This window comes from Psychroserpens sp. SPM9 (assembly GCF_025153525.1).
Classification (GTDB): Bacteria; Bacteroidota; Bacteroidia; order Flavobacteriales; family Flavobacteriaceae; genus Psychroserpens.
Window position 1 is genome coordinate 366,769 of the sequence record NZ_JANZNR010000001.1, and the last position, 24,130, is coordinate 390,898.

General features: G+C 36.2%; 17 protein-coding genes. 10 read left to right on the forward strand and 7 right to left on the reverse strand.

The features are described from left to right. From proC to argH, 6 genes are all read left to right on the forward strand, one after another. Positions 1–801 carry a pyrroline-5-carboxylate reductase gene (proC, locus tag N4270_RS01555; RefSeq protein WP_260095034.1) on the forward strand — a complete coding sequence of 267 codons (801 nt, stop codon included), beginning with the start codon at positions 1–3 and terminating at the stop codon, positions 799–801. Next, a complete protein-coding gene (locus N4270_RS01560; RefSeq protein WP_260095035.1) occupies positions 798–1,928 on the forward strand; it encodes an aspartate aminotransferase family protein in 1,131 nt (376 codons plus the stop codon). Before proC ends, N4270_RS01560 begins: the two co-directional genes overlap by 4 nt. A gap of 62 nt (positions 1,929–1,990) precedes the next feature. Then, complete coding sequence (locus N4270_RS01565; protein WP_260095036.1) at positions 1,991–2,926, forward strand: acetylornithine carbamoyltransferase; 936 nt, start codon at positions 1,991–1,993, stop codon at positions 2,924–2,926. A 203-nt stretch (positions 2,927–3,129) separates the two neighbouring features. Next, on the forward strand, positions 3,130–3,906 hold the full coding sequence (argB, locus tag N4270_RS01570; RefSeq protein ID WP_260095037.1) for an acetylglutamate kinase: 777 nt from the start codon (positions 3,130–3,132) through the stop codon (positions 3,904–3,906). Then, a complete protein-coding gene (locus N4270_RS01575) occupies positions 3,903–4,964 on the forward strand; it encodes a M20 family metallo-hydrolase (protein ID WP_260095038.1) in 1,062 nt (353 codons plus the stop codon). Before argB ends, N4270_RS01575 begins: the two co-directional genes overlap by 4 nt. Before the next feature lie 31 nt (positions 4,965–4,995). Next, positions 4,996–6,270 (forward strand): argininosuccinate lyase, encoded by a 1,275-nt coding sequence (gene argH / locus N4270_RS01580; RefSeq protein ID WP_260095039.1) that lies wholly within the window; start codon positions 4,996–4,998, stop codon positions 6,268–6,270. Between the two features lie 96 nt (positions 6,271–6,366). On the opposite strand, the gene N4270_RS01585 is transcribed toward argH, so the two are convergent. Together N4270_RS01585 and gltB are read right to left on the reverse strand one after the other, a co-directional pair. Beyond that, positions 6,367–7,833 carry a glutamate synthase subunit beta gene (locus N4270_RS01585; RefSeq protein WP_260095040.1) on the reverse strand — a complete coding sequence of 489 codons (1,467 nt, stop codon included), beginning with the start codon at positions 7,831–7,833 and terminating at the stop codon, positions 6,367–6,369. Positions 7,834–7,836: 3 nt separating this feature from the next. Continuing rightward, complete coding sequence (gene gltB, locus N4270_RS01590; RefSeq protein WP_260095041.1) at positions 7,837–12,336, reverse strand: glutamate synthase large subunit; 4,500 nt, start codon at positions 12,334–12,336, stop codon at positions 7,837–7,839. Positions 12,337–12,778: 442 nt separating this feature from the next. Between gltB and N4270_RS01595 the strand changes: the two genes are divergently transcribed. The 3 genes from N4270_RS01595 to N4270_RS01605 are packed head-to-tail and all read left to right on the forward strand — an operon-like array spanning position 12,779 to position 15,415. Beyond that, positions 12,779–13,816 carry a porin gene (locus N4270_RS01595; RefSeq protein ID WP_260095042.1) on the forward strand — a complete coding sequence of 346 codons (1,038 nt, stop codon included), beginning with the start codon at positions 12,779–12,781 and terminating at the stop codon, positions 13,814–13,816. Positions 13,817–13,829: 13 nt separating this feature from the next. Next, positions 13,830–14,168, forward strand: a complete 339-nt coding sequence (locus tag N4270_RS01600) for a P-II family nitrogen regulator (RefSeq protein ID WP_260095043.1) — start codon at positions 13,830–13,832, stop codon at positions 14,166–14,168. Between the two features lie 5 nt (positions 14,169–14,173). Beyond that, the gene (locus N4270_RS01605; RefSeq protein ID WP_260095044.1) at positions 14,174–15,415 is read left to right on the forward strand and encodes an ammonium transporter; all 1,242 of its coding nucleotides are present in this window, start codon (positions 14,174–14,176) and stop codon (positions 15,413–15,415) included. Positions 15,416–15,554: 139 nt separating this feature from the next. Here the strand turns inward: N4270_RS01605 and N4270_RS01610 are convergent, their stop codons facing one another. The 5 genes from N4270_RS01610 to N4270_RS01630 are packed head-to-tail and all read right to left on the reverse strand — an operon-like array spanning position 15,555 to position 22,430. Continuing rightward, entirely contained in the window at positions 15,555–18,134 is a 2,580-nt protein-coding gene (locus N4270_RS01610) for a phosphoenolpyruvate carboxylase (protein WP_260095045.1), read from the reverse strand. 4 nt (positions 18,135–18,138) lie between these two features. After that, positions 18,139–19,257 (reverse strand): 3-isopropylmalate dehydrogenase, encoded by a 1,119-nt coding sequence (leuB, locus tag N4270_RS01615; RefSeq protein WP_260095046.1) that lies wholly within the window; start codon positions 19,255–19,257, stop codon positions 18,139–18,141. Positions 19,258–19,265: 8 nt separating this feature from the next. After that, entirely contained in the window at positions 19,266–19,856 is a 591-nt protein-coding gene (gene leuD / locus N4270_RS01620; RefSeq protein ID WP_260095047.1) for a 3-isopropylmalate dehydratase small subunit, read from the reverse strand. A 1-nt stretch (position 19,857) separates the two neighbouring features. Beyond that, the gene (gene leuC / locus N4270_RS01625) at positions 19,858–21,255 is read right to left on the reverse strand and encodes a 3-isopropylmalate dehydratase large subunit (protein WP_260095048.1); all 1,398 of its coding nucleotides are present in this window, start codon (positions 21,253–21,255) and stop codon (positions 19,858–19,860) included. Beyond that, complete coding sequence (locus N4270_RS01630) at positions 21,255–22,430, reverse strand: 2-isopropylmalate synthase (protein WP_260095049.1); 1,176 nt, start codon at positions 22,428–22,430, stop codon at positions 21,255–21,257. The genes leuC and N4270_RS01630 overlap by 1 nt, the downstream gene beginning before the upstream one ends. A 147-nt stretch (positions 22,431–22,577) precedes the next feature. Here N4270_RS01630 and N4270_RS01635 point away from each other — a divergent pair, with 147 nt between their 5' ends. Beyond that, the gene (locus N4270_RS01635; protein ID WP_260095050.1) at positions 22,578–24,122 is read left to right on the forward strand and encodes a hypothetical protein; all 1,545 of its coding nucleotides are present in this window, start codon (positions 22,578–22,580) and stop codon (positions 24,120–24,122) included. The last annotated feature ends 8 nt before the right edge of the window (positions 24,123–24,130 follow it).

The window sequence follows — 24,130 nt, forward strand, 5'->3', positions numbered from 1 at the left end:
ATGAAAATAGCAATCATAGGAACAGGAAACTTAGGAAAATCTATCGCCAAAGGGTTAATTACCAATAACGCAATCACCAGCTTATATTTAACCAAGCGGAATCTAGACGCTATTCAAGAGTTTGATGGGTATAAAAATGTGTATTTAACCACAGATAATCTCGAAGCTGTTAAACATTCAGATATTCTGATTTTTGCAGTTCAACCTGCCCATTTTGAGCACATTTTAAATGATATCAAACCGCATCTCACCGAAAATCATGTCTTGATTTCAACCATTACAGGTTATGTGATTTCTAAAATCGAAAGTCAGCTTGGCACAGATCAATTTATCATTCGTGCCATGCCAAATACTGCCATTGCCGTAGGCAAATCGATGACCTGTTTGTGTAGTAATACCAAAGGTGAAAAGCGCATTAAAATTGCTGAAGCTATTTTTAACCGATTAGGACATACACTCGCCATTCCGGAATCTCAAATGCAAGCAGCAACTGTAGTGTGCGCTAGCGGAATCGCCTTTTGGATGCGTCTAATAAGAGCGACAACACAAGCTGCCATTCAACTGGGATTTGATGCCAAAGAAGCTCAGGAATTAGCCATGTACACTTCCGAAGGTGCTGCCAATTTATTAATCACTAACGGAAATCATCCTGAAGAAGAAATTGACAGAGTTACCACTCCTAAAGGCTGCACGATTGAAGGCTTAAACGAAATGGAGCACAAAGGCCTAAGCTCGTCTTTAATTCAAGGTATGGTAGCATCGTTTCAGAAAATAAACAATATTAAAAAAGAACAGATATGAGTTTATTTAAGGTTTACCCACTTTTCGACATTACACCTGTAAAGGCCAAGGACGTGTATGTTTACGATGAAAACGGTGTTGAATACTTAGACTTATATGGTGGTCATGCTGTGATTTCTATTGGACACTCGCATCCTAAATATGTCAAAAATATCAGCGATCAGGTTGCCAAACTAGGGTTTTACAGCAACTCGATTCAGAATCCGTTGCAAGTTGATTTAGCCGAAAAACTTGTGCAATTATCTGGCTGTAAAGATTACGAATTGTTTTTATGCAATTCTGGTGCTGAAGCCAATGAAAATGCCTTAAAATTGGCATCCTTTCACAACGGAAAGAAAAAAGTCATAGCCTTTAAAAACGGATTCCACGGTCGAACCTCAGCCGCCGTAGCTGCAACAGACAATGCAAAAATCATTGCACCAATTAACGCTCAGCAAGAGGTAGAGCTGTTAGACTTAGGTGATTTGGACGCTTTGGAAAAAGCATTAGCCAACAATGATGTTTGCGCTGTAATTATTGAATGTATTCAAGGTGTTGGCGGTTTGGATGAAAGTACTGCCGAATTCTACGAAGGCATCGACAAACTTTGTAAAACCTACAATACTTGTTTTATTGCCGACGAAGTCCAATCTGGTTTTGGAAGAACTGGTGACTTTTTCGCCTTTCAGCACTACAATGTCACTCCAGATATAATTGCTATGGCGAAAGGCATGGGCAACGGATTTCCGATTGGTGGAATTTTAATTCATCCGAATATAAAAGCGTCTTTTGGTTTATTAGGCACCACTTTTGGCGGTAATCATCTGGCATGTGTTGCCTCGTCTACCGTTTTGGAAGTCATTGAATCAGAACATTTGCTGCAAAATACAAAAGACATTTCAGCATATTTTATTGAGAAAGCACAAGGTATTTCAGCAATAAAGCATTTAAAAGGACGTGGTTTGATGTTAGGTTTAGAATTCGATTTTCCTATTGCTGAACTTCGGAAAAAGTTAATCTTTAAGCATCAGATCTTTACCGGAAGCTCCAAGAATCCTAATTTAATTCGCATACTTCCGCCTTTAACCATTCAGAAAAAACATATTGACCAGCTCTTTGAAGCTCTAAAAACTGAATTAGATACGTGATTCAGAAGCATGCCATTTCAATTGAAAAGGGATACAAATTCAGCTTTACAAAAATTAAATTAATGAAACATTACACCAACATAAAAGATATTAGCAACCTCACCGACACGATAAAGGAAGCTATTTTATTAAAAATGAATCCCTATGAGTTTTCAGATTTAGGACAACATAAAACGCTCGTTATGCTGTTTTTTAATGCCAGTTTACGTACGCGTTTAAGTACTGAAAAAGCAGCTAAAAACTTAGGTATGAATGTTATGATTTTAAATGTAAATGACGCCTGGAATTTAGAGTTTGAGGATGGTACCATCATGAATGCAAATACTTCGGAGCACATAAAAGAAGCCGCTCAGGTGATTTCACAATATGCCGATGTGATTGCTGTAAGAGCATTTCCTAGTTTAACAGACAAACAAAAAGATGAAAGTGAATTGGTGATGAATAGCTTCTTGACACACGCAACGGTTCCTATAATAAATATGGAAAGTGCTACTGCTCATCCTTTGCAAGCTTTAGCCGATGCGATTACCATTTCAGAATTGACCGAAAAAGCAAAACCTAAGGTCGTTCTATCCTGGGCGCCTCATCCTAAAGCATTACCTCAGGCTGTTGCTAATTCGTTTGTGGAAATGATGCAAAACATGGCTGTTGACTTAACTATTACACATCCTAAAGGTTATGAATTGAGTGAAGCAATCACAAAAAATACGCCCGTTATTTACGATCAAAATGAAGCCTTAAAAGATGCCGATTTTGTCTATGTAAAAAACTGGAGCAGTTATAAAGACTACGGAAAAGTTCTAAATCAAAATGAAAATTGGATGATGACCAAAATAAAATTAGGCCACGCAAAATTTATGCATTGTTTACCTGTAAGACGGAATGTTGTGGTTGAAGATGCGGTTTTGGATAGTGAGCAATCTGTAGTGATTCAACAAGCAAATAACAGAACCTTTGCTGCACAAATTGTATTGAAGCAAATTTTAGAAGAATTATAAGACATGGTAATATTACAAACCGACGTCATTCTGAACTTGTTTATTCTTAAATATCTAATTCAAATAAAGGTATTCATGAATCTTTGATTTCAGAATCACATCAAAAAAATAAACACCGTCATTCTGAACTTGTTTCAGAATCACACATACAAAAAACAAAATAATGAGAAGCTGAAACCAGTTCAGCTTGACGAGTACAACGTATGGAAACACTAAAAATCATAAAAATAGGCGGAAACATTATCGATGATGATACTGCGCTACACCTATTCCTGAAAGATTTTTCCTCTTTAAAATCACCAAAAATTCTGGTACATGGCGGCGGAAAATTAGCATCAAAACTAGCACAACAAATGCAAGTTGAAGTTAAAATGGTCGATGGACGACGCATAACTGACGCTGAAACTTTAGAGATCATCACCATGGTGTATGCAGGAAAAATCAACAAGACCATTGTGGCACAATTACAAGCTCACCAATGTAACGCAATTGGGTTCTCTGGAGCCGATGGTAACACCATAGTTTCCCAAAAAAGACCTGTCACAACTATTGACTATGGTTTTGCTGGAGATGTAAAACAAGTCAATACAGAACCTTTAGAGTTACTGTTAAAAAACAATTTAACACCTGTGTTTTGTGCGATGACTCATGATCAAAACGGACAATTATTAAATACCAATGCCGATACTATAGCTTCTGAACTAGCCATAGGTTTATCCGAAATTTTCAATGTAGAATTATATTACTGCTTCGAGAAAAATGGCGTTTTAAACGATGTAAATAATGACGACTCTGTTATCGAATTAATCACACCTGATACCATTCAGCAATTAATAGATGACCACATTATTTTTGAAGGTATGCTACCAAAAATTAAAAACTGTTTACATGCTGTTTCCAATCGAGTTTCAAAAGTTTGTATTGGCAAATCGGATATGCTTTTCAATAAAAACATCAAACACACAACCATTACGAGATGATAGATAAATTAACAACAAGAGCAATTCAATTGTTAAAAGCGCTTATTGAAACACCGTCTTTTTCTTCGGAAGAAGACAAAACAGCGCAACATATCGAGCAATGGTTCAGCCATCAAAACATCGCGTTTAAACGAACACAAAATAACGTTTGGGCAACGAACAAATATTTTGACAACAGCAAACCCACACTGTTATTAAACTCGCATCACGATACGGTAAAACCCAATAGTGGCTACACCAAAGACCCTTTTAAAGCTATTGTAGAAGACGGGAAATTATACGGTTTAGGGAGTAATGATGCTGGAGGTTGTCTGGTGAGTTTATTGGCGACTTTTGGGTATTTTTATAATAAAAAGAACTTAAATTACAATCTGGTGATGGTCGCTTCCGCAGAAGAAGAAAGCAGCGGAAACAATGGTTTAAACAGCATGCTAAGTGTGATTCCAAAAGTCGATGTCGCTATTGTAGGAGAACCCACTTTAATGAATTTGGCAGTGGCCGAAAAAGGCCTGGTGGTTTTTGATGCTGTTGTAAAAGGAACACCAAGTCATGCTGCACATCCCAATAATGACAATGCGATTTACAATACGATTTCGGTTTTAGAATGGTTTAAAAATTACACGTTTGATAAATCGTCTGAAGCTTTGGGCGATGTGAAATTAACCGTTACACAAATCAATGCCGGACAACAACATAATGCAGTTCCTGCAGATGTAAAATTAGTAGTTGACGTTCGTGTTAATGACAAGTATACAAACCAAGAAATCGTTTCAATTTTACAAAAAGAAGCGCCTTGTGACCATATTATTCCGAGAAGCACAAAACTTAATTCCTCATCCATTCCTATCGATCATCCATTAGTGACTGCAGGAATTGAAATTGGCAGAAGCACTTATGGCTCACCAACTCTATCAGACCAGGCTGTGTTGAGTTGTCCGTCTTTAAAATTAGGACCTGGTGATAGCACACGATCGCATTCTGCCGATGAATTTATTCATATTAAGGAGATTGAAGAAGGCATTAAAATTTATATTGAATTATTAGAAAAAGTACTGTAAAAAAAAGAGTCCAAAACAAAAAAATCAAATTATGAAACTCTGGGATAAAGGCATAAGTATCGACAAAAAAATTGAACAATTCACCGTTGGAAACGACAGAGAAATTGACTTACATATTGCAAAATATGATGTACAGGCATCTTTAGCACACGCCATCATGCTGGCCTCTATTGGGATTATTTCTTCGGAAGAATTACAGCAACTCAAAAACGGACTACACCTACTTTCCGAAGCGATTGAAAATGGCACGTTTAGTATTGAGGCGACATTTGAAGATGTACATTCAAAAATTGAATATGAGCTAACGCAATCCCTTGGTGAAGTTGGCAAAAAAATCCATACAGCACGTTCCAGAAACGATCAGGTTCTGGTAGCGCTTCACTTGTACTACAAAGACAATTTAAATGAGATTCACCAAAAAACCAAAACACTTTTTGACACACTTCTTAGTTTAGCAGACACACATAAAAAGGCTTTACTTCCAGGATATACGCATTTGCAGGTTGCCATGCCGTCTTCTTTTGGGCTATGGTTTTCGGCTTATGCTGAGCTATTGATTGATGATGTTTATTTATTAAATGCAGCCTTAAAAACGGTAGATCAAAATCCGTTAGGCTCTGCTGCTGGCTATGGAAGTTCATTTCCTATTGACAGACAATTGACCACAGAAACATTAGATTTTTCAACCTTAAAATACAATGTAGTTGCAGCACAATTGAGCAGAGGAAAAAGCGAACGAACACTAGCTTTAGCTCTGGGAAGTTTATGCAATACGATGGCGCGCTTTGCTATGGATATTTGCTTGTATAACAGTCAAAATTTCGGTTTCATAGCATTTCCAGATGAATTAACGACAGGCAGTAGCATCATGCCTCATAAAAAGAATCCTGATGTGTTTGAACTCATTAGAGGGAAAGCTAACAAAATTCAAGCTTTACATCATGAAATGCTATTAATCACTAACAATTTACCAAGTGGTTACCACAGAGATTTTCAGTTGCTGAAAGAAAATACCATTAAAGCTATTGAAGATGTGAAAGACTTATTAGACATTTTTAATTATGCCATTCAGCAAGTAATTATAAAAGACATCGATTTAAATGATTCCAAATACCAGTACTTATTCACTGTAGATAATATCAACACCTTAGTAGTTCAAGGTATGCCGTTTAGAGAAGCCTATCAAAAAATTGGAAGTGAGGTTGAAAATGGCACTTATAAGCCTGACACCTCCAAACAACATACCCATATGGGTAGTATGGGCCATTTATGTTTGGATGAAATTAAAAGGAAATTTCCAGAATAAATACCTCTTAAAACAAAAAGCATCTTTAAATAAGATGCTTTTTGTTTGCACTAGAATAAATTCCTTAACCCTAAAACTAGTGACTTCCCTTAAAGTTTAAATTCGTGGCAAATCATTGTCATCTTTTAATGGCAAAGTAGATTCTCCCATTAAATAAGCATCAACGTGATGTGCTGCTTGTCGTCCTTCAGAAATAGCCCAAACAATGAGTGATTGACCACGACGCATATCTCCAGCGGCAAAAATTCCAGGTATATTAGTCTTATAATCTTTGGTTGAAGCTTCAATATTAGTTCTAAAATCCATTTGCAAACCAAACTGTTCAGCTAATGTTTTTTCGGCACCTGTAAAACCGAGTGCCAATAGCGCTAAATCACATTTCCATTCTTTTTCTGAACCTTCAATTTCTTTAAGCTGAGGACGCTCACCTTGTTTAAATATCCATTCGACTTCAACCGTTTTTAATGCTTTTAAATTTCCTTTATCATCGCCTAAAAATTCTTTAGTTGAAATACTAAAAAAACGCTCCACACCTTCTTGATGCGATGTAGTGGTCTTTAGTTTCATGGGCCAATACGGCCAGGGTTGATGTGCTGGTCGCCCTTCTGAAGGTTTGTTTAGAATTTCAAAATTAGTAACCGATGTTGCACCATGACGGTTAGAAGTTCCAATACAATCACTTCCTGTATCACCTCCACCAATTACAATAACATCTTTTCCTTTTGCTGAAATAACATCCTTAAAATCAACCAAACCATCTACATACTGGTTATTGAGTTTTAAAAAATCCATGGCTTGTGTCACTCCTTTTAAATCGGATCCAGGAATAGGAATATGTCGTCTAACCGTAGCGCCTCCGCATAAGACCACAGCATCAAAGGTCTCTTTAATTAGATTTGCTTCGGTGTTAACTCCAACATGTGCATTTGTTTTAAACACAATACCTTCGTCTTCCAACACTTTTATACGTCTATCAATCACGTGTTTTTCCATTTTAAAATCTGGAATTCCGTAACGTAATAAGCCGCCTACTTTTTCATCGCGTTCAAAGACAACAACCGAATGCCCTGCCCTATTTAATTGTTGCGCAGCTGCTAATCCTGCTGGTCCAGAACCGATAACTGCTACTGTCTTTTCGGTTCTCACTTTAGGTGGTTTTGCTGTAATCCAACCTTCTTTAAAGGCGGTTTCAACAATATTTTTTTCGATATTTTCTATAGTTACCGGATCTTCATTTATACCCAAAACACAAGCTTCTTCGCATGGTGCGGGACATAAACGTCCGGTAAATTCTGGAAAGTTGTTCGTTTTATGTAAAATTTCGGCAGCTTCCTTCCATTTACCCTTATAGACTTTATCATTAAAATCTGGAATTAAATTCCCAAGCGGACAACCACTATGGCAAAAAGGAATTCCGCAATCCATACAACGTGCCCCTTGGTTTTTAAGTTTATCTTCTTTTAACGGAACTGTAAACTCTTTATAATTTTTAATCCGTTTTTTTGGCTCAACATAACTTTCGTCTTGGCGCTCATACTCTAAAAATCCTGTTATCTTTCCCATAATTTACGCTAATTCTAATTCTTCTTGTTCTAATCTTAATAAAGCTTGCTTGTATTCTTCTGGTAATACTTTTTTAAACTTCGGAAGGTTATTTTTCCAATCCTCTAAAAGGCGTTTGGCTAACGGACTTCCCGTTGCGTTGAAATGATTTTCAACCAGCTGTTCTAATTGCAACTGATCTTCAACCTGAGTTACTGGATCGATATTTAAATCTTCTGAATTACAGAAGGATTTAAACGTGTTGTTTTCATCTAAAACATAAGCAATACCACCACTCATTCCTGCTCCAAAATTTCGACCAACACTTCCGAGGATCACAGCAACTCCACCTGTCATATATTCACAACCATGGTCTCCAATACCTTCAACAACAGCTTTCGCACCTGAGTTTCTTACACAAAAACGCTCTCCAGCTTTTCCGTTGATATAAACCTCACCTGCCGTTGCACCATATAAGGTTACGTTTCCAGTAATAATATTGGCTTCAGGAACAATTGTACTTTCTTCAGGAACTTTAATAATCAATGTGCCACCAGATAAGCCTTTTCCTAGATAATCGTTGGTATTTCCATGAACAGTCATGCTCACTCCTTTGGTCGTAAATGCCCCAAAACTTTGTCCGGCAGAACCTTTAAAATCAATATTAATTGTATGATCTGGTAGGCCCTGAGCGCCATAAATTTTAGATATTTCATTACTTACAATCGCTCCAACAGCTCTATCTATATTGGTAATTGGCAATTCTAAATGCGTTTGTTGCCTTCTGAATAAGGCTTGATGCGCTTGCTTGATAATTTTAAAATCTAAATGGGTTTCGAGGTTATGATTTTGTGTTTCTGTATTGTATAACTTAACATCTTCAGCCACTTCTACTTTATGTAAAATAGGTGTCAAATCGATACCTGAAGCTTTGTAGTGTTCTATGGCTTTATTGCGATTTAATTTTTGAACCTGACCAACCATTTCATTAATAGTTCTAAATCCGAGTTTAGCCATAATCTCTCGCAATTCTTGGGCTACGAAATACATGTAGTTCACGACGTGTTCTGGTTTTCCTTTGAATTTTTTACGTAATTCTGGGTTTTGAGTGGCAATACCTACAGGGCAAGTATTTAAGTGACAAACCCGCATCATAATACAACCAGAAGCTACTAAAGGCGCTGTTGCAAATCCGAATTCTTCCGCACCAAGCAAACAAGCTATAGCCACATCACGTCCCGTTTTTAATTGTCCGTCACACTCCAAAACAATACGATTTCTAAGATCGTTCATCACTAAAGTTTGTTGTGCTTCGGCGATACCAAGTTCCCAAGGTAAACCCGCGTGTCGTAAAGATGTTAAAGGAGACGCTCCTGTTCCTCCATCAAAACCTGAAATTAAAACCACATCGGCTTTAGCTTTGGCAACACCAGCGGCAACGGTTCCTACGCCAACTTCAGAAACAAGCTTGACATTAATTCGTGCTTCTCTATTGGCCGATTTTACATCATATATAAGTTGGGATAAATCTTCGATTGAATAAATATCATGATGTGGTGGCGGAGAAATTAAGCCCACATAAGGTGTCGAATTTCTGGTTTTAGCAATCTCAGGATTCACTTTAGCACCTGGCAATTGTCCGCCTTCTCCTGGTTTCGCTCCTTGAGCAATTTTAATTTGAATTTCATTGGCACTCGTTAAATAGTTTGAGGTCACACCAAAACGACCGGAAGCGACTTGCTTTATTGCCGAATTACGCCAATCGCCTTGAGAGCTTTTATAGAAACGCTCTTGGTCTTCACCTCCTTCACCAGAATTTGATTTACCACCAATCCTGTTCATTGCAACAGCTAGATTCTCATGAGCCTCTTTACTTATCGAACCATAAGACATTGCTCCGGTTTTAAATCGCTTAACGATTTCGGTCCAAGGCTCTACTTCATCTAATGGAATAGGATCAAATTGATCAAACTCAAACAAGCCTCGTATGGTCATTAAATTTTTGGATTGGTTATTAACCAACTCAGAATATTCTTTAAAAGTTGCCGCTTTATTCGTACGTACAGATTCCTGAAGTTTAGCCACAGTAAGTGGATTAAACATGTGTTTTTCTTGTCCGCGACGCCATCGATAATCACCTCCAATTTCAATGTCTACATTTGTATCATTAGTCTGAAAAGCCTTTTTATGACGTTTTACAATCTCTTGTTCGATTTCTCTTAAGCCAATCCCTTGAATACGTGTTGGCGTATTGGGGAAGTACTTTTCAACCGTTGCTGTATTAATACCAATACATTCGAATAATTGTGAGCCTCTATAGGAGTTAAGTGTCGAAATTCCGATTTTATTCATCACTTTAAGAATCCCTTTTCCTATAGCTTTGTTATAATTTTTAATCGCTGTGAGATATTCTAAATCGGTAACATCTTTATTATTAATTTGTTCCTGTACAATTTCGTTAACGATATACGGATTTACAGCACTGGCACCAAACCCAAATAATAATGCAAAATGATGTACTTCACGAGGTTCGGCAGACTCGATAATAAGACTAATTTTAGAGCGCTTTTTTAATTTATGCAAAGCATGATTAAGGTATGAACATGCTAAAAGCGCTGGAATTGGCGCATGATTTTCATCGACATACCTATCAGAAAGAATAATGATATTTGCACCATCGTCAATAGCTTTTGAAGCTTTAGTCACTAAGTTATCGAGCGCGACTTCAAGTTCGTTCAAACCTCGATTAACTTCATATAACATTGAAATAGATTTGACCTTAAAATCGGGATTGACATCATAATTTCTAATTTTATCTAAATCGTGTTTAGAAATAACCGGATTTTGGATTTTCAGTTTCTTGCAATGTGCTGCATTGATATCAAATAAATTGACATCACTTCCTAAAGTTAGGCTTATATCGGTTATCAATTCTTCGCGAATTCCATCTAATGGCGGATTAGTAACCTGAGCGAATAATTGCTTGAAATAGTTATAGATTAATTGCGGACGTTCTGATAAAATAGCAATTGGAGCATCACTTCCCATGGACCCGATGGGCTCTTTCCCTAATTGCGCCATAGGTCTGATGATGGTATTTAAATCTTCTTGGGTGTAACCAAAAACGATTTCACGCTTTTTTAGTTCTATTTCATCATACTGAATTGGTCCTTTTTTTGCTGAAATATCACGTAAATGAACTAAATTTTCATCCAGCCATTGTCGATAAGGATGTCTAGAAGCGATTTCTTCTTTTATTTCTTCGTCATTGACAATTCGGCCTTCATTCATATCAACCAAGAACATTTTTCCAGGTTCCAAACGGCCGTGATATTCTACATTTTCTGGCTTAATATCGACCACACCTGTTTCTGAAGACATGATGACATTTCCTTTTTTAGTCACTGTATATCGCGACGGACGCAATCCGTTTCTATCTAAAACAGCTCCAATATAATTACCATCAGTAAACGGAATAGAAGCGGGTCCATCCCAAGGCTCCATCAAACATGAATTATATTCGTAGAATGCTTTTTTAGCATCCGACATATCTGGATTTTTCTCCCAAGCTTCAGGCACTAACATCATCATAGCTTCTGGAAGTGAGCGACCAGACATCAATAGTAATTCAACAACCATATCTAAGGTAGCAGAATCAGATTTTCCTTTTAGTATCGTAGGAATAATTTTTTTGATATCGTCACCAAAGGCCTCACTTTTCATAATTTCTTCCCTAGAAAACATTCGAGACACATTTCCTCTTAAAGTATTGATTTCACCATTATGACAGATGTATCTAAATGGTTGTGCCAAATCCCAGGTTGGAAATGTATTGGTAGAAAAACGTTGGTGCACTAAGGCTAAACGCGTGTCTAATGCCGAATTGAACAAATCGAGATAGTATTCGTTGATATGCTCAGGTTTTAAAAGCCCTTTAAAGATGATAATCTTTGTAGACAAACTAGGGACGTAAAAGAATTTAGATTCTGACAATTTAGAATCGTAGATCGTATGTTCTGCTATTTTACGAGCAGCAAACAATTTTAGGTTAAAGTCTTTATCGGATTGGTTCGCATCAGATTTACCAATAAAAATTTGCTTTACAAATGGCTCAGTTTGTTTCGCAATCTCTCCAAGTATAGCACTATTAACTGGCACATCTCTCCAGCCTATTAATTTCAAACCTTGATTTTGAATTTCATGTTCAAAAACATCAATACAAAATTGACGCTGGTTATCTTTTTTAGGAAGAAACACATTGCTCACAGCATATTCGCCAGCTTGTGGCAATTCAAAATCGCAAAATATCTTAAAAAACTTATGAGGAATATCGATTAAAATACCGGCACCATCACCAGTCACACCATCAGAACTTACAGCACCACGATGCTCGAGTTTAACTAAAATTTCTAGCGCTTTATGAATGATATCATTAGAACGTTTACCCGTTAAACTACAAATAAATCCAGCACCACAATTATCGTGTTCAAATTCTGGCAAATAAAGTCCTTGTTTCTTCAGCATATCTCAGAGAATTTAAAGGTTTTTTCAACCCTTGTTAAACAACTAATATATACCCTAGAGCCCAATAAAAAAAAAAGCAGAATCACTTTTCTCGAATTCACAAAACACCTCTGTTTAATTACAATATTTACAATTTAATTGTCTTTTAACTGCAAAATTACTAATGAAAAAAATTCAACAAAAATCAACTTTTATTGCGAAAACGTTTTCGCTATTTAAGAAATATTGAATATTAAATAAAAATTTAACCGCTTTTGCAACATTTCGTCGAAATGACGATTATCAATTTTACAAAATAATCACTTTAAAATATTTTTACCCCTAAATTTTAGGGGGTTAAAATTTCAAATTCATAAAAATAAAATATTAAACCCCTTTTTTGTAAGGGTTAAAAATGTTTTTATATAGATTTATCGCTTTCAAACTATAAATTTTAACTTATATGAAACATTTAATTACCCTCACTGTATTGCTTACACCAATACTATTTTTTGCCCAAGAAAGCTCAGAAGACACATCTGATAAAAAATTCTCCATATCGGGAAGTGTTGATGCCTATTTTAGAACCAATCTTACAGGACCCAATGAAGCCTTTGAAGATGGCGACGATACCTATTTTTTAAATCCGGGAACGTCCTTTGCAAATAGAAGCGGGTTTAGCTTAGGCATGGCAAACGCTATCATTTCTTATGAAGGCAGTAAAGTAGGCTTTGTTGCAGACCTTGTATTTGGACCTAGAGGTGAAGATGCTGTTTTCTTATCAATGGGCTCCAGCAATATAGTTAACCAATTATACATGTACTATAATGTGAGTGACAAGTTAACACTAACCTTAGGAAACTTCAATACGTTTTTAGGCTATGAGGTGATTTCTCCTACAGCTAATTTCAATTACAGTACTTCTTATATGTTTTCTAACGGACCATTCTCACATACAGGTCTGAAGGCAGACATTACTTTATCTGATGATTTTTCTTTAATGCTTGCTATAATGAATAGTACAGATTTTACTGAAATCAATCTTGACGGAAGCTATACTGCAGGCGTACAGTTAGGTTATAAAAATCAATTCTTGAATTTTGTCTACGGAAATCAAACCGGAAATAGCGAACCTACATTTCAAGTGGACTATACGGGCGGAACAGATTTAAGTGACAGCTTTTTTCTAGGAATAAATGCAACATACAACGATACAGACGGCAGCGGCTTTTATGGCGCAGCGCTTTACCCACAATACACTTTATCTGAAAAACTTGCTTTAGGATTAAGAGGTGAATATTTTGGTTTTCATCAGGAAGATTTTGACGACAACACCGTTTTTGCAGCCACATTATCTGCCAATTATAAGGTTGACGATTTAACCATCATTCCTGAAATAAGACTCGATAGCTGGAATGAAGAATTTTATTTTGACAACGATTTAGAGTCGACTAAAAGCTTAGCATCTTTTCTCGTTGCAGCAGTATATCAATTTAACTAACACTAAATACATTATGAAAAAAGTTGAAGCAATCATTCGGAAATCAAAATTTTCCGCAGTAAAAAAAGCATTACACGAAGTAGGTGTGAACTTTTTCTCCTATTGGGATGTTACAGGATTGGGTAACGAAAAAGAAGGCCATGTCTACAGAGGTGTTTCTTATAGCACAAGCGATATTCAACGTCGCTACCTCTCAATTGTAGTGAACGATGATTTTGAAGACGTCACTATAAAAGCCATTCTTGAAGCAGGCTCAACTGGAGATGTTGGCGATGGAAAAATATTCGTCTCGACCATAGAAGAGGTATACAGAATACGAACTGGAGAAAAAGGAGGAAACACTTTAAAATAAGACACATGGAATTACTTACTACAAATAATGTATGGATGATGATCTGTACAGCACTCGTTTTCTTTATGCATTTAGGATTTGCATTTTTAGAAATCGGTTTGACACGTCAAAAAAACACGATCAATATCCTATTTAAAAATATTTTTATAATTACTATCGGACTCCTACTGTACTGCTTAGTAGGTTTTAATCTGATGTATCCTGGTTTTGCTGATGGCGACATAGGTCTTTTTGGCTTTGCAGGGTTCGGATTAGACGCACCGCTTACCGAAGCAGGCGCATTAGATTTAGCTTACAATGAAGGTTACACCTATTGGACCGATTTCTTATTTCAAGGCATGTTTGCTGCTACTGCAGCGACAATTGTTTCTGGAGCTGTTGCAGAGCGCATGAAAATCGGCCCTTTTATGATATTTACTATACTTTATGTTGGCCTCATCTACCCAATAGCAGGATCCTGGAAATGGGGAGAAGGTTTCTTACATACTTTAGAAACGCCTTTTTATGATTTTGCAGGTTCTACTTTAGTCCACTCTGTTGGTGGCTGGGCTGCATTAGTAGCTGTGTGCTTATTGGGTTCTAGAATTGGCAAATTTAAAGACGGAAAACTACAAGCTATCCCTGGACACAATATTCCTTTAGCAACTGCTGGTGTAATTATATTATGGTTAGGTTGGTTTGGATTTAATGGTGGCTCTGTATTATCAGCCGATCCAGGTCTAACCTCTTTAACCTTAGTTACAACTTGTTTAGCCGCTGCTTCTGGTGGTGTTATCGCTGCATTAGTATCATTCTTAAAATATAAAAATATGGATTTAACTATGTTTTTAAACGGAATTTTAGGTGGCCTCGTTGGTATTACTGCAGGAGCAGATCAAATGAGTCCAACAGACGCTATTATTATTGGAGCTGTTGCCGGTGCCATTATTGTGTTTGCTGTATCCTTAATTGACCGATTAAAATTAGACGATCCTGTTGGAGCTATTGCGGTGCATTTGGTTTGCGGAATTTGGGGAACATTAGCAGTTGGAATTTTTGGAGCACTTGCTAGTGGCGCACAATTTGTTAGCCAGTTGATTGGCGTCGTATCCTACGCAGGAATATGTATCATATCTTCATTTTTAATCATTTTTGTTATGAAGAAAACAGTTGGTATCAGAGTTTCTGAACGCGAAGAATTAGAAGGGCTTGATGCTCACGAACACGGAATGGATGCTTATCCAGATTTTAGATTAAATGAACATTAAATTGTTGTTTTATTAATTAGTTAGGAAGGCAACCCTCAAGATACATTTTGAGGGTTTGCTTTTATTTGCCCACAGAAAAAGACCTGTCAGATTTATTTCTAACAGGTCTTTTTATATTCCATATTAAAACGCTTTCTTACTAGGCTGAATTTCGGCTGGCATTAATGTTTCCAAATAATGAACGCGTTACCATCTTTTGAAAAACTTCAATCTCTGCTCCAGATGTGACACCTTCTTTTTCCAGTTCTTGAATCTTCTTTAATGCATACTGCTGAATCGTTAAAAGTGGTAAAACAATAGATTCTCTCATAGCAATAGACCCTTTTCCTGCTGGCTCTTCTTCCATTAATTCTTTATAGCCTGTCAACTTTAAAATAAGTCGTTTACTGGTTTGGTATTCTTCAAAAATAAGCTTCCAAAAGGCACCATATTCTGCGTCTTCAGACATATATTTCGTTAAATCAAAAAACGATTTAGACAAGGACATCATACTATTTTCAATAAGTGTTTTGAAAAAATCTGATGTTTTAAACAAGTGTTGCGCTTTGTCAAATTTACCGGCATCCTCATAATGTTTAAGCGCTGTACCTACGCCAAAAAAGCCTGGCACGTTTTGCTTTAACTGGCTCCATGATCCCACAAACGGAATCGCTCGTAAATCTTCAAAAACCAATCCTTCAGCCTTTCCTCGTTTAGAAGGACGACTTCCAATGTTTGTTTTCGCATAGTATTTTAATGTACTCATGTGTTCTAAGTACGAAATAAATTTAGGATGTGCTTTAAAATTACTGTAAGCTTTATAACTTAATTGCGCCAAATCTTCCATCACTTCTCTATTTTCAGGAAGCATACTTAAATCGGCGTCACTTAAACTATTATAAATCCCAGAACTTATTAGTTGCTCTAAGTTATATTGCGAGGATTCTAAAGTTCCAAAATTTGAACTAATCGTTTGCCCTTGAATCGTCAATTGCACTTCTTTATCTTCAATTGTTGGTCCTAAAGAGGCATAAAAATTATGAGTTTTTCCACCACCACGTGCTGGAGGTCCACCACGACCATCAAAGAAAATTACAGTAACCCCATATTTTCTAGATACCGCTGTTAGATTTTCCTTTGCTTTATAAATTGCCCAATTAGCCATGAGATAACCACCATCTTTCGTTCCGTCACTAAAGCCGAGCATGATTGTTTGTTTATTTCCGCGAGATTTTAGGTGCGCTGCATATTCAGGATTGGTATACAAAGCCTCCATAACAGAAGGCGCATTTTCTAAATCGGTAATAGTTTCAAATAAAGGACCAATATCAACTGTCAATTCATCCTGAAACGCCACCAACTTGAGCATTGCAAACAATTGCATCACATTTAATGTGGTTTGATTGTTACTAATAATATAGCGGTTAGCCGCTTGCTCTCCATTGGTTTCTTGAATGGTTTTAATTGCCTTCATTGTATTTAAGGCTTTCAGGGTTTCCTCGTCCTTTATTAAAGACAAATCGACAACACCTTGAACCTTAGACAAGATCTCAATCTGTTCTTTTTCTGATAATTGGTGATAATTCTTCGGAAACATCGAACTTCCGTTGGCAATAAGCGCGTCGACCATATCATTAAAAAACTGATTATGTTTTCGGCTATCTTGACGAATATCCAAGTTGGCAAAGTGAAATCCGAATAGGTGAATTTTATTTAAAAGACTATTCACTTCGGCTACATAAAGCGACTGATGCTTATCTACAATAATTGCCTTTATCGCTTTTATTTCTGAAGTAAAATGATCTAATGTTAAGCTCGACTTTTTATTCGTAATCATTTTGTACAACTCTGTTTCCAAAGCAATAATTCGATCTTCAACCCCTTGAAAGGTTAATTTACGTCTTAATCGTCGTGCGTCTCTATAATAGTTTTTAATGATAGTTTCCCGTAATCTATTCGCCACTTTAAGCGTTATTTCTGGGGTTACGAACGGATTTCCATCGCGATCACCTCCTGGCCAAAAGCCTATATTAATGATGTCGTTACCTATTTGTTTTCCATCAAAAATATTATCCTGAATATAATCGTAAATTGTTCCGAAGGACTTATAAAACACATTTTCTAAGTACCAGATCAAGCTTACAGCTTCGTCGTAAGGTGTTGGTTTTTTATGCTTAAAAAATGGCGTTTTCCCAAGTTGCGCCAACAAATCATTAATACGCAATAAATCATTTTCTCGAACCGCCTCAGTTAAATCGGTAATAATACCTAAAACCGAACCTGGATAAAACTGTGTTGGATGCGCTGTAAGTACAATTCTAACCTTAAACTCTTCCAGGTAATTTTGAAGAGTTTCTAATTTGTTATCAGCAGAAACCGATTCTTTTAAACTTCGCAAAGTACCAATCCCATCCATATTATTTACTATCGGAAATGCAGCATCTTCAATAGCATCAAACAATACGACTTGACGTTCGATATATTGTATGAATTTAAACAATAAATCAATCTGACTTTGCGTCGAGCGTCTGGCCTGGTACTTTTTAAAAAATGTATTAACTATAGTGGTTGGATTGTCTCCATTTTCAAAACCATTCTTACAAGTTTCGTGAAACAAAGGCAATAACGCACCTGTTTTTGTAATTGTATCAAAAGGCAGGGTCATGAATATACTGTTGTAAATCTGATATTTAGACAGTACATTTTGATTAAATCTAGTAAGTTTTGGCTGTGTTGGCATTTAATTATATGATTGTTGATTGCCCCAAATGAATGTTTGTAAAATTCATATTGGAATCTTCTGGATTATTAATAAAATCCTCAATAAAGTCACCAACCTTGCTCGTGGTTATAGTATCGTATTTTGAATTGATATCTGGTGTTGAAATATGCAATTTCAAGGATTTCTCTACAGCAATTTTAATGAATTGCGCTTCATTAAACAAATCAAAATGTTCTAATAACATCGCAGCAGATAAGATTGAGGCGATTGGATTAGCAATCCCTTTTCCTGTTGCCTGCGGAAACGAACCATGAATAGGTTCGAACAACGCATATTTTTCTCCAATTGAAGCCGATGCCAACAAACCTATTGACCCTCCAATGACACTCGCTTCGTCACTAATAATATCTCCAAACATGTTTTCGGTTAGAATCACGTCAAATTGCTTAGGGTTTAGTATCATTTGCATGGCAGCATTATCAACGAATAGAAAATCTAAAGTGACATCTTTATAATTTTTAGCCACGTCTTTAACTACTTTTCGCCATAATCTTGAGGACTCCAAAACATTTGCCTTATCAACCAAAGTGACTTTATTGTTTCTGTTTTGAGCGGCTTCAAATGCTAAATGAGCAATACGTTCAATTTCATATCTTGAATATTCACATAAATCTGAAGCAACATTACCATCGTCGCTTAACTGTTTTTTTCCGAAGTAAATTCCACCAGTCAACTCGCGATAAATACTAATATCTGTACCTTTTATAATATCTCGTTTTAGAGGTGATTTATTTAACAGTGTATCATAAGCTTTTACTGGTCGGATATTTGCAAACAACCCAAGCTCTTTACGCAACTTAAGCAAGCCCTGTTCTGGACGCACTTTTGCCGATGGATCATTATCGTATTTAGGATGACCAATAGATCCAAATAAAATAGCATCACTCGACTTACATAAATCCAAAGTTTCGTCGGGCAACGGATTGTTATGCTTGTCAATGGCAATAGCTCCTACATCTGCGTTTTTAAATGTGAAGTTATGATCAAATTCTGATGCTATCGCTTTTAAAACTTTGACAGCTTGATTCGTTACCTCTGGACCAATGCCATCACCAGGCAAAACTGCTATATTTAATTTCATAGGTTGTATTAATATGTTTTTTGAGCTTCAAAAGCTTCAATTAATTTTTTATTATTGACTAGGTAATCGATATCGTCATACCCATTTATCATACATGTTTTTTTGTAGGCATCAATCTCAAAAGTTTCAGTTATCTCAGAGTTTTTCACTGAAATGGTCTGATTTTCAAGATGAACTTCCAGTTCTGTTTCAGGGTTTTGTTTTACCAATTGCAATACTTGTTTTAGAAAATCTTCTGAAACCTGAACAGGCAACAAGCCATTATTTAAAGCGTTTCCTTTAAAAATATCTGCAAAAAAACTTGAGACGACAACCTTAAAACCATAGTCGGTAATTGCCCAAGCAGCATGTTCTCTACTCGATCCGCAACCAAAATTATCACCAGCAATTAATATACTACCCGTAAATTTAGGATTATTGAGTACGAAATCTGTATTTACAGAGCCATCATTGTGAAACCTCCAGTCTTTAAACACATGATCTCCAAACCCCTTACGATCGGTTGCTTTAAGGAAACGTGCCGGAATAATTTGATCGGTATCCACATTAGCAATATCTAATGGAATAGCAGTAGAGGTTAATGTTTTAAATTGTTCCATGTTATACGGCTTCTAATACGTCAATGGTTTGTGTTACATCTATAATTTTTCCTGCCACAGCAGTTGCTGCAGCCACTAAAGGACTGGCTAATATGGTTCTTGAGCCTTGACCTTGCCGACCTTCAAAGTTTCTATTGGAAGTTGATACGCAATACTCTCCTTTGGGGATTTTATCATCATTCATCGCTAAACATGCTGAGCAACCTGGCTGTCGCAGCTCAAATCCTGCAGCATCAAAAATAGCTTTCAAACCTTCGTCTATAATTTGAGCCTCGACTTGTTTACTTCCAGGCACTAACCAAGCTGTAACATTATCGGCTTTTTGCTTGCCTTTTATATAGCTTGCCGCAACTCTAAAATCTTCAATTCTAGAATTGGTACAGCTTCCAATAAACACATAGTTAATAGGCTTATTTATCAAGCTTTCACCTGCTTGAAAATTCATATAATCAAGTGACTTTTTAAACGAAGCGTCTGTTTCTTCCGGAATAGATTCTGAAATTTTGATGCCCATACCTGGATTTGTTCCGTAGGTAATCATTGGCTCAATATCTTCAGCATCAAAAACATATTCTTTATCAAACTGAGCATCTATATCTGTAGCCAAAGTTTTCCAATAGGCTACCTTTTTATCAAATTCACTTCCTTTAGGTGCAAATTCTCTTCCTTTGATATAATCATAAGTGGTTTCGTCTGGCGCAATCATTCCGCCACGAGCACCCATTTCAATACTCATATTACACACGGTCATACGACCTTCCATACTCATATTTTCAAAAACATCTCCTGCATATTCACAGAAGTATCCAGTCCCAGAGTTGGTTCCTAATTTTGAAATAATATAAAGAATGACATCTTTAGGTAAGACGCCATTCTTTAACTTGCCATTAACCGTAACTCTTAAACTTTTAGGCTTGGTAAGCAACAAGCATTGACTCGCAAAAACTTGCGCGACCTGACTCGTTCCAATCCCAAAAGCAATGGTGCCAAAAGCACCATGTGTTGATGTGTGACTATCTCCACAAACCATAGTCATTCCGGGTTGTGTAATTCCTAACTCAGGCGCCATCACATGAACAATACCATTATATTTATGACCTAACTCGTACAAGGTAATATGGTTTGTTTTACAGTTTTCTGAAAGTTGGGCAAGCTGCTTTCTTGATAATTCATCCTTAACAGGCAAATGTTGATTTTGCGTTGGTGTATTATGATCTGCAGTCGCCACAATCTGATCAGGTCTAAATACGGGGATATTTCGCGCTTTTAATTCGTTAAATGCCTGCGGACTTGTAACTTCATGAATTAAATGTTTATCGATATATAAAATTTGCGGTCCATTAGCGATTGAATCAACCACATGTGCATCCCAAACTTTGTCAAATAAGGTCTTTCCCATTAGGCTGAAATTATTTGTTGATAAGCGTTACTCGTCTCAATAATTTGATGAATATCGTTATCGTTAATCTCTTTCTTTTTATCTGCGAAACTCAAAAAATTAGCATAGACCTCATCCAGTTGAATTTTGGTTAACTCATAACCAACATGCTTTGCACGATAGGCTAATGCTGCTCGGCCACTTCTTGCTGTAAGAACAATCGCCGATTCGGTGACACCCACATCTCTAGGATCAATAATCTCATAGGTTTCACGATTTTTTATAACACCATCCTGATGAATTCCAGAACTATGAGCAAAAGCATTAGCACCAACAATAGCCTTATTTGGCTGGGTATAAATGCCCATGCTATCACTTACCAACTGACTCATACCGTACAACATTGAGGTATTGATATTGGTATCCAAATTGAGGTAAGGATGTTGCTTTAATACCATCACAACTTCTTCTAAGGCTGTGTTTCCAGCACGCTCACCAATACCATTGATTGTACATTCAATTTGTCGGGCGCCATTGATAACGCCTTCTATCGAATTTGCAGTGGCTAAACCAAGATCATTATGACAATGGCATGATAATATTGCTTTATCAATACCTTTTACATTTTCTTTTAAGTATTTAATTTTTGCGCCATATTCACTAGGCAAACAGTAACCTGTAGTATCAGGAATATTTAAAACTGTTGCACCTGCTTTTATTGCAGCTTCACAAACTCTTGCTAAATAATCGTTGTCTGTTCTACCAGCATCTTCGGCATAGAACTCCACATCTTCAACAAATGACTTTGCATATTTAACAGCACTCACAGCACGTTCAATAATCGCATCTCTGTTGCTTTTAAACTTATGTTTGATATGTGAATCGGACGTCCCAATTCCCGTATGAATTCTTGCATTTTTAGCATAAGCCAAGGCCTGCGCAGCCACTTTAATATCATTTTCTACTGAACGGGTTAAACCACAAACCGTAGCATGTTTTACGATTTTTGAAATCGCTTCAACCGATTTAAAATCACCTGGACTCGACACAGGAAAACCAGCCTCAATAACATCTACACCTAGTAAATCTAACTGTTTGGCAATAATAACTTTTTGATCGGTATTCAGTTTACAACCTGGCACTTGTTCGCCATCGCGAAGTGTGGTATCGAAAATTTTTACGTTGGAATCAGACATTTATCAAAATATATTTTTCTTTTGTCTTACGAATGTATATTTTGGATTTGTTTTAACACATACAACTCTATTTGGTTTTACGATGTTCAAACAAAATTTAATTTATTATTAATCTGATTTTCAATACATTAAAACAACATTTGTTTGATGACTAAAGACCAAAAAGATAATTTGTTTTTACTAATTAAATCGCTTTCAAAATCTGAAAAGCGACAATTTAAATTATATGTTGGTCGACTTGGTGTCAATTCGGATTCTAAATTCTTGAATCTTTTCAATCTCCTTGACAAATCAAATGTGTATGATGAAACCGTAATTTTAAAAAGCGGAATTGTAAAAAAACAGCAACTGGCTAATGTGAAGTCACATTTATACAAACAAATATTAATCAGTTTAAAACTCAATCCGTCACATCAAAATATCAGATCTCAAATTAGAGAACAATTAGATTTTGCTTCTATCTTATACCATAAAGGTTTATATAAACAAAGCTTGAAAATCCTGGATAAAGCCAAAGATGTTGCCATTCAGAATGAAGAAAAAAACCTGGCTTTTGAAATTGTAGAACTCGAAAAAATCATTGAAGCTCAATACATTACACGAAGCATCAGTACCAGAGCCGATGAATTAGCTATTCAGGCCAAAGAATTAAGTTCGCTTAATGTTATTGCCAGTAAACTTTCAAATCTATCTCTTCAGCTTTACAGCATCATATTAAAAACAGGCTACGTAAAAAACGAAAAAGAAAGTAAAGAGGTTACCAAATATTTTAATGACCGACTTCCAAAAATCAAACTAGCACAACTCGGATTCAGAGAAAAACTCTGGCTTTACAAAGCGCATTTATGGTATAGTTTTTTATTACAGGATTTTTTAAACTGCTATAGATATGCGGCAAAATGTGTCGATTTGTTTTCGCAATATCCTAAGATGGTGAATTTGAATCCTGTGTTTTTCTTAAAAGCAAACAACTATTTACTAGAGTCTATTTTTTTCATCAAAAACAAACCTAAGTTTACAGAGGTTCTTTCTAACCTGAAATCTAAAGTCGAAGGTAAATCCTTCCCAAAAGACGAAAACGTTCAGGCTTTAACCTTTTTGTATTTCAATTTTCACGACATCAACAAACATTTTATTGATGGGAGTTTTCACGAGGGTTTGAAATTGATTCCGAGTATAGAAAAAAACTTAACGCAGTACCAAAATCGCATTGACGAACATCATAAAATGATTTTTTATTACAAGTTTGCCAGTATGCATTTTGGAGCTGGAAACAATAAAGAATGTATCAAATATTTAGATAAAATTATTTCCAACAAGTCCCTTTCTATGCGTGAAGATTTACTTTGCTTTTCGAGAGTTCTAAACCTTGTGGCACATTATGAAGCTGGGCTGGATTACCACTTGGACACCTTACTGAGAACGACCTATAAGTTCTTAATAAAAATGAATGAACTTCATGAGGTTCAAAAAGAAATGATCAAATTCATTAAAGGCTTACAAGATATTTATCCGCATGAACTTAAAAATGCTTTCATCGAGCTACATGCCACACTAAAACAATATGAAGATCATCCTTTTGAAAGACGTGCTTTTTTATATTTAGATATTATTTCGTGGCTAGAAAGCAAAATCACAAATACACCTGTAGACCAAATTATTAAGACTAAATATTTAGAAAACTACGCCTAGAAGGCATT

Excerpts from the sequence above, each read along its gene's own strand:
- proC (WP_260095034.1), top strand. The coding sequence starts at position 1 with ATGAAAATAGCAATCATAGGAACAGGAAACTTAGGAAAATCTATCGCC.
- N4270_RS01560 (WP_260095035.1), top strand. The coding sequence starts at position 798 with ATGAGTTTATTTAAGGTTTACCCACTTTTCGACATTACACCTGTAAAG.
- N4270_RS01565 (WP_260095036.1), top strand. The coding sequence starts at position 1,991 with ATGAAACATTACACCAACATAAAAGATATTAGCAACCTCACCGACACG.
- argB (WP_260095037.1), top strand. The coding sequence starts at position 3,130 with ATGGAAACACTAAAAATCATAAAAATAGGCGGAAACATTATCGATGAT.
- N4270_RS01575 (WP_260095038.1), top strand. The coding sequence starts at position 3,903 with ATGATAGATAAATTAACAACAAGAGCAATTCAATTGTTAAAAGCGCTT.
- argH (WP_260095039.1), top strand. The coding sequence starts at position 4,996 with ATGAAACTCTGGGATAAAGGCATAAGTATCGACAAAAAAATTGAACAA.
- N4270_RS01585 (WP_260095040.1), bottom strand. The coding sequence starts at position 7,833 with ATGGGAAAGATAACAGGATTTTTAGAGTATGAGCGCCAAGACGAAAGT.
- gltB (WP_260095041.1), bottom strand. The coding sequence starts at position 12,336 with ATGCTGAAGAAACAAGGACTTTATTTGCCAGAATTTGAACACGATAAT.
- N4270_RS01595 (WP_260095042.1), top strand. The coding sequence starts at position 12,779 with ATGAAACATTTAATTACCCTCACTGTATTGCTTACACCAATACTATTT.
- N4270_RS01600 (WP_260095043.1), top strand. The coding sequence starts at position 13,830 with ATGAAAAAAGTTGAAGCAATCATTCGGAAATCAAAATTTTCCGCAGTA.
- N4270_RS01605 (WP_260095044.1), top strand. The coding sequence starts at position 14,174 with ATGGAATTACTTACTACAAATAATGTATGGATGATGATCTGTACAGCA.
- N4270_RS01610 (WP_260095045.1), bottom strand. The coding sequence starts at position 18,134 with ATGCCAACACAGCCAAAACTTACTAGATTTAATCAAAATGTACTGTCT.
- leuB (WP_260095046.1), bottom strand. The coding sequence starts at position 19,257 with ATGAAATTAAATATAGCAGTTTTGCCTGGTGATGGCATTGGTCCAGAG.
- leuD (WP_260095047.1), bottom strand. The coding sequence starts at position 19,856 with ATGGAACAATTTAAAACATTAACCTCTACTGCTATTCCATTAGATATT.
- leuC (WP_260095048.1), bottom strand. The coding sequence starts at position 21,255 with ATGGGAAAGACCTTATTTGACAAAGTTTGGGATGCACATGTGGTTGAT.
- N4270_RS01630 (WP_260095049.1), bottom strand. The coding sequence starts at position 22,430 with ATGTCTGATTCCAACGTAAAAATTTTCGATACCACACTTCGCGATGGC.
- N4270_RS01635 (WP_260095050.1), top strand. The coding sequence starts at position 22,578 with ATGACTAAAGACCAAAAAGATAATTTGTTTTTACTAATTAAATCGCTT.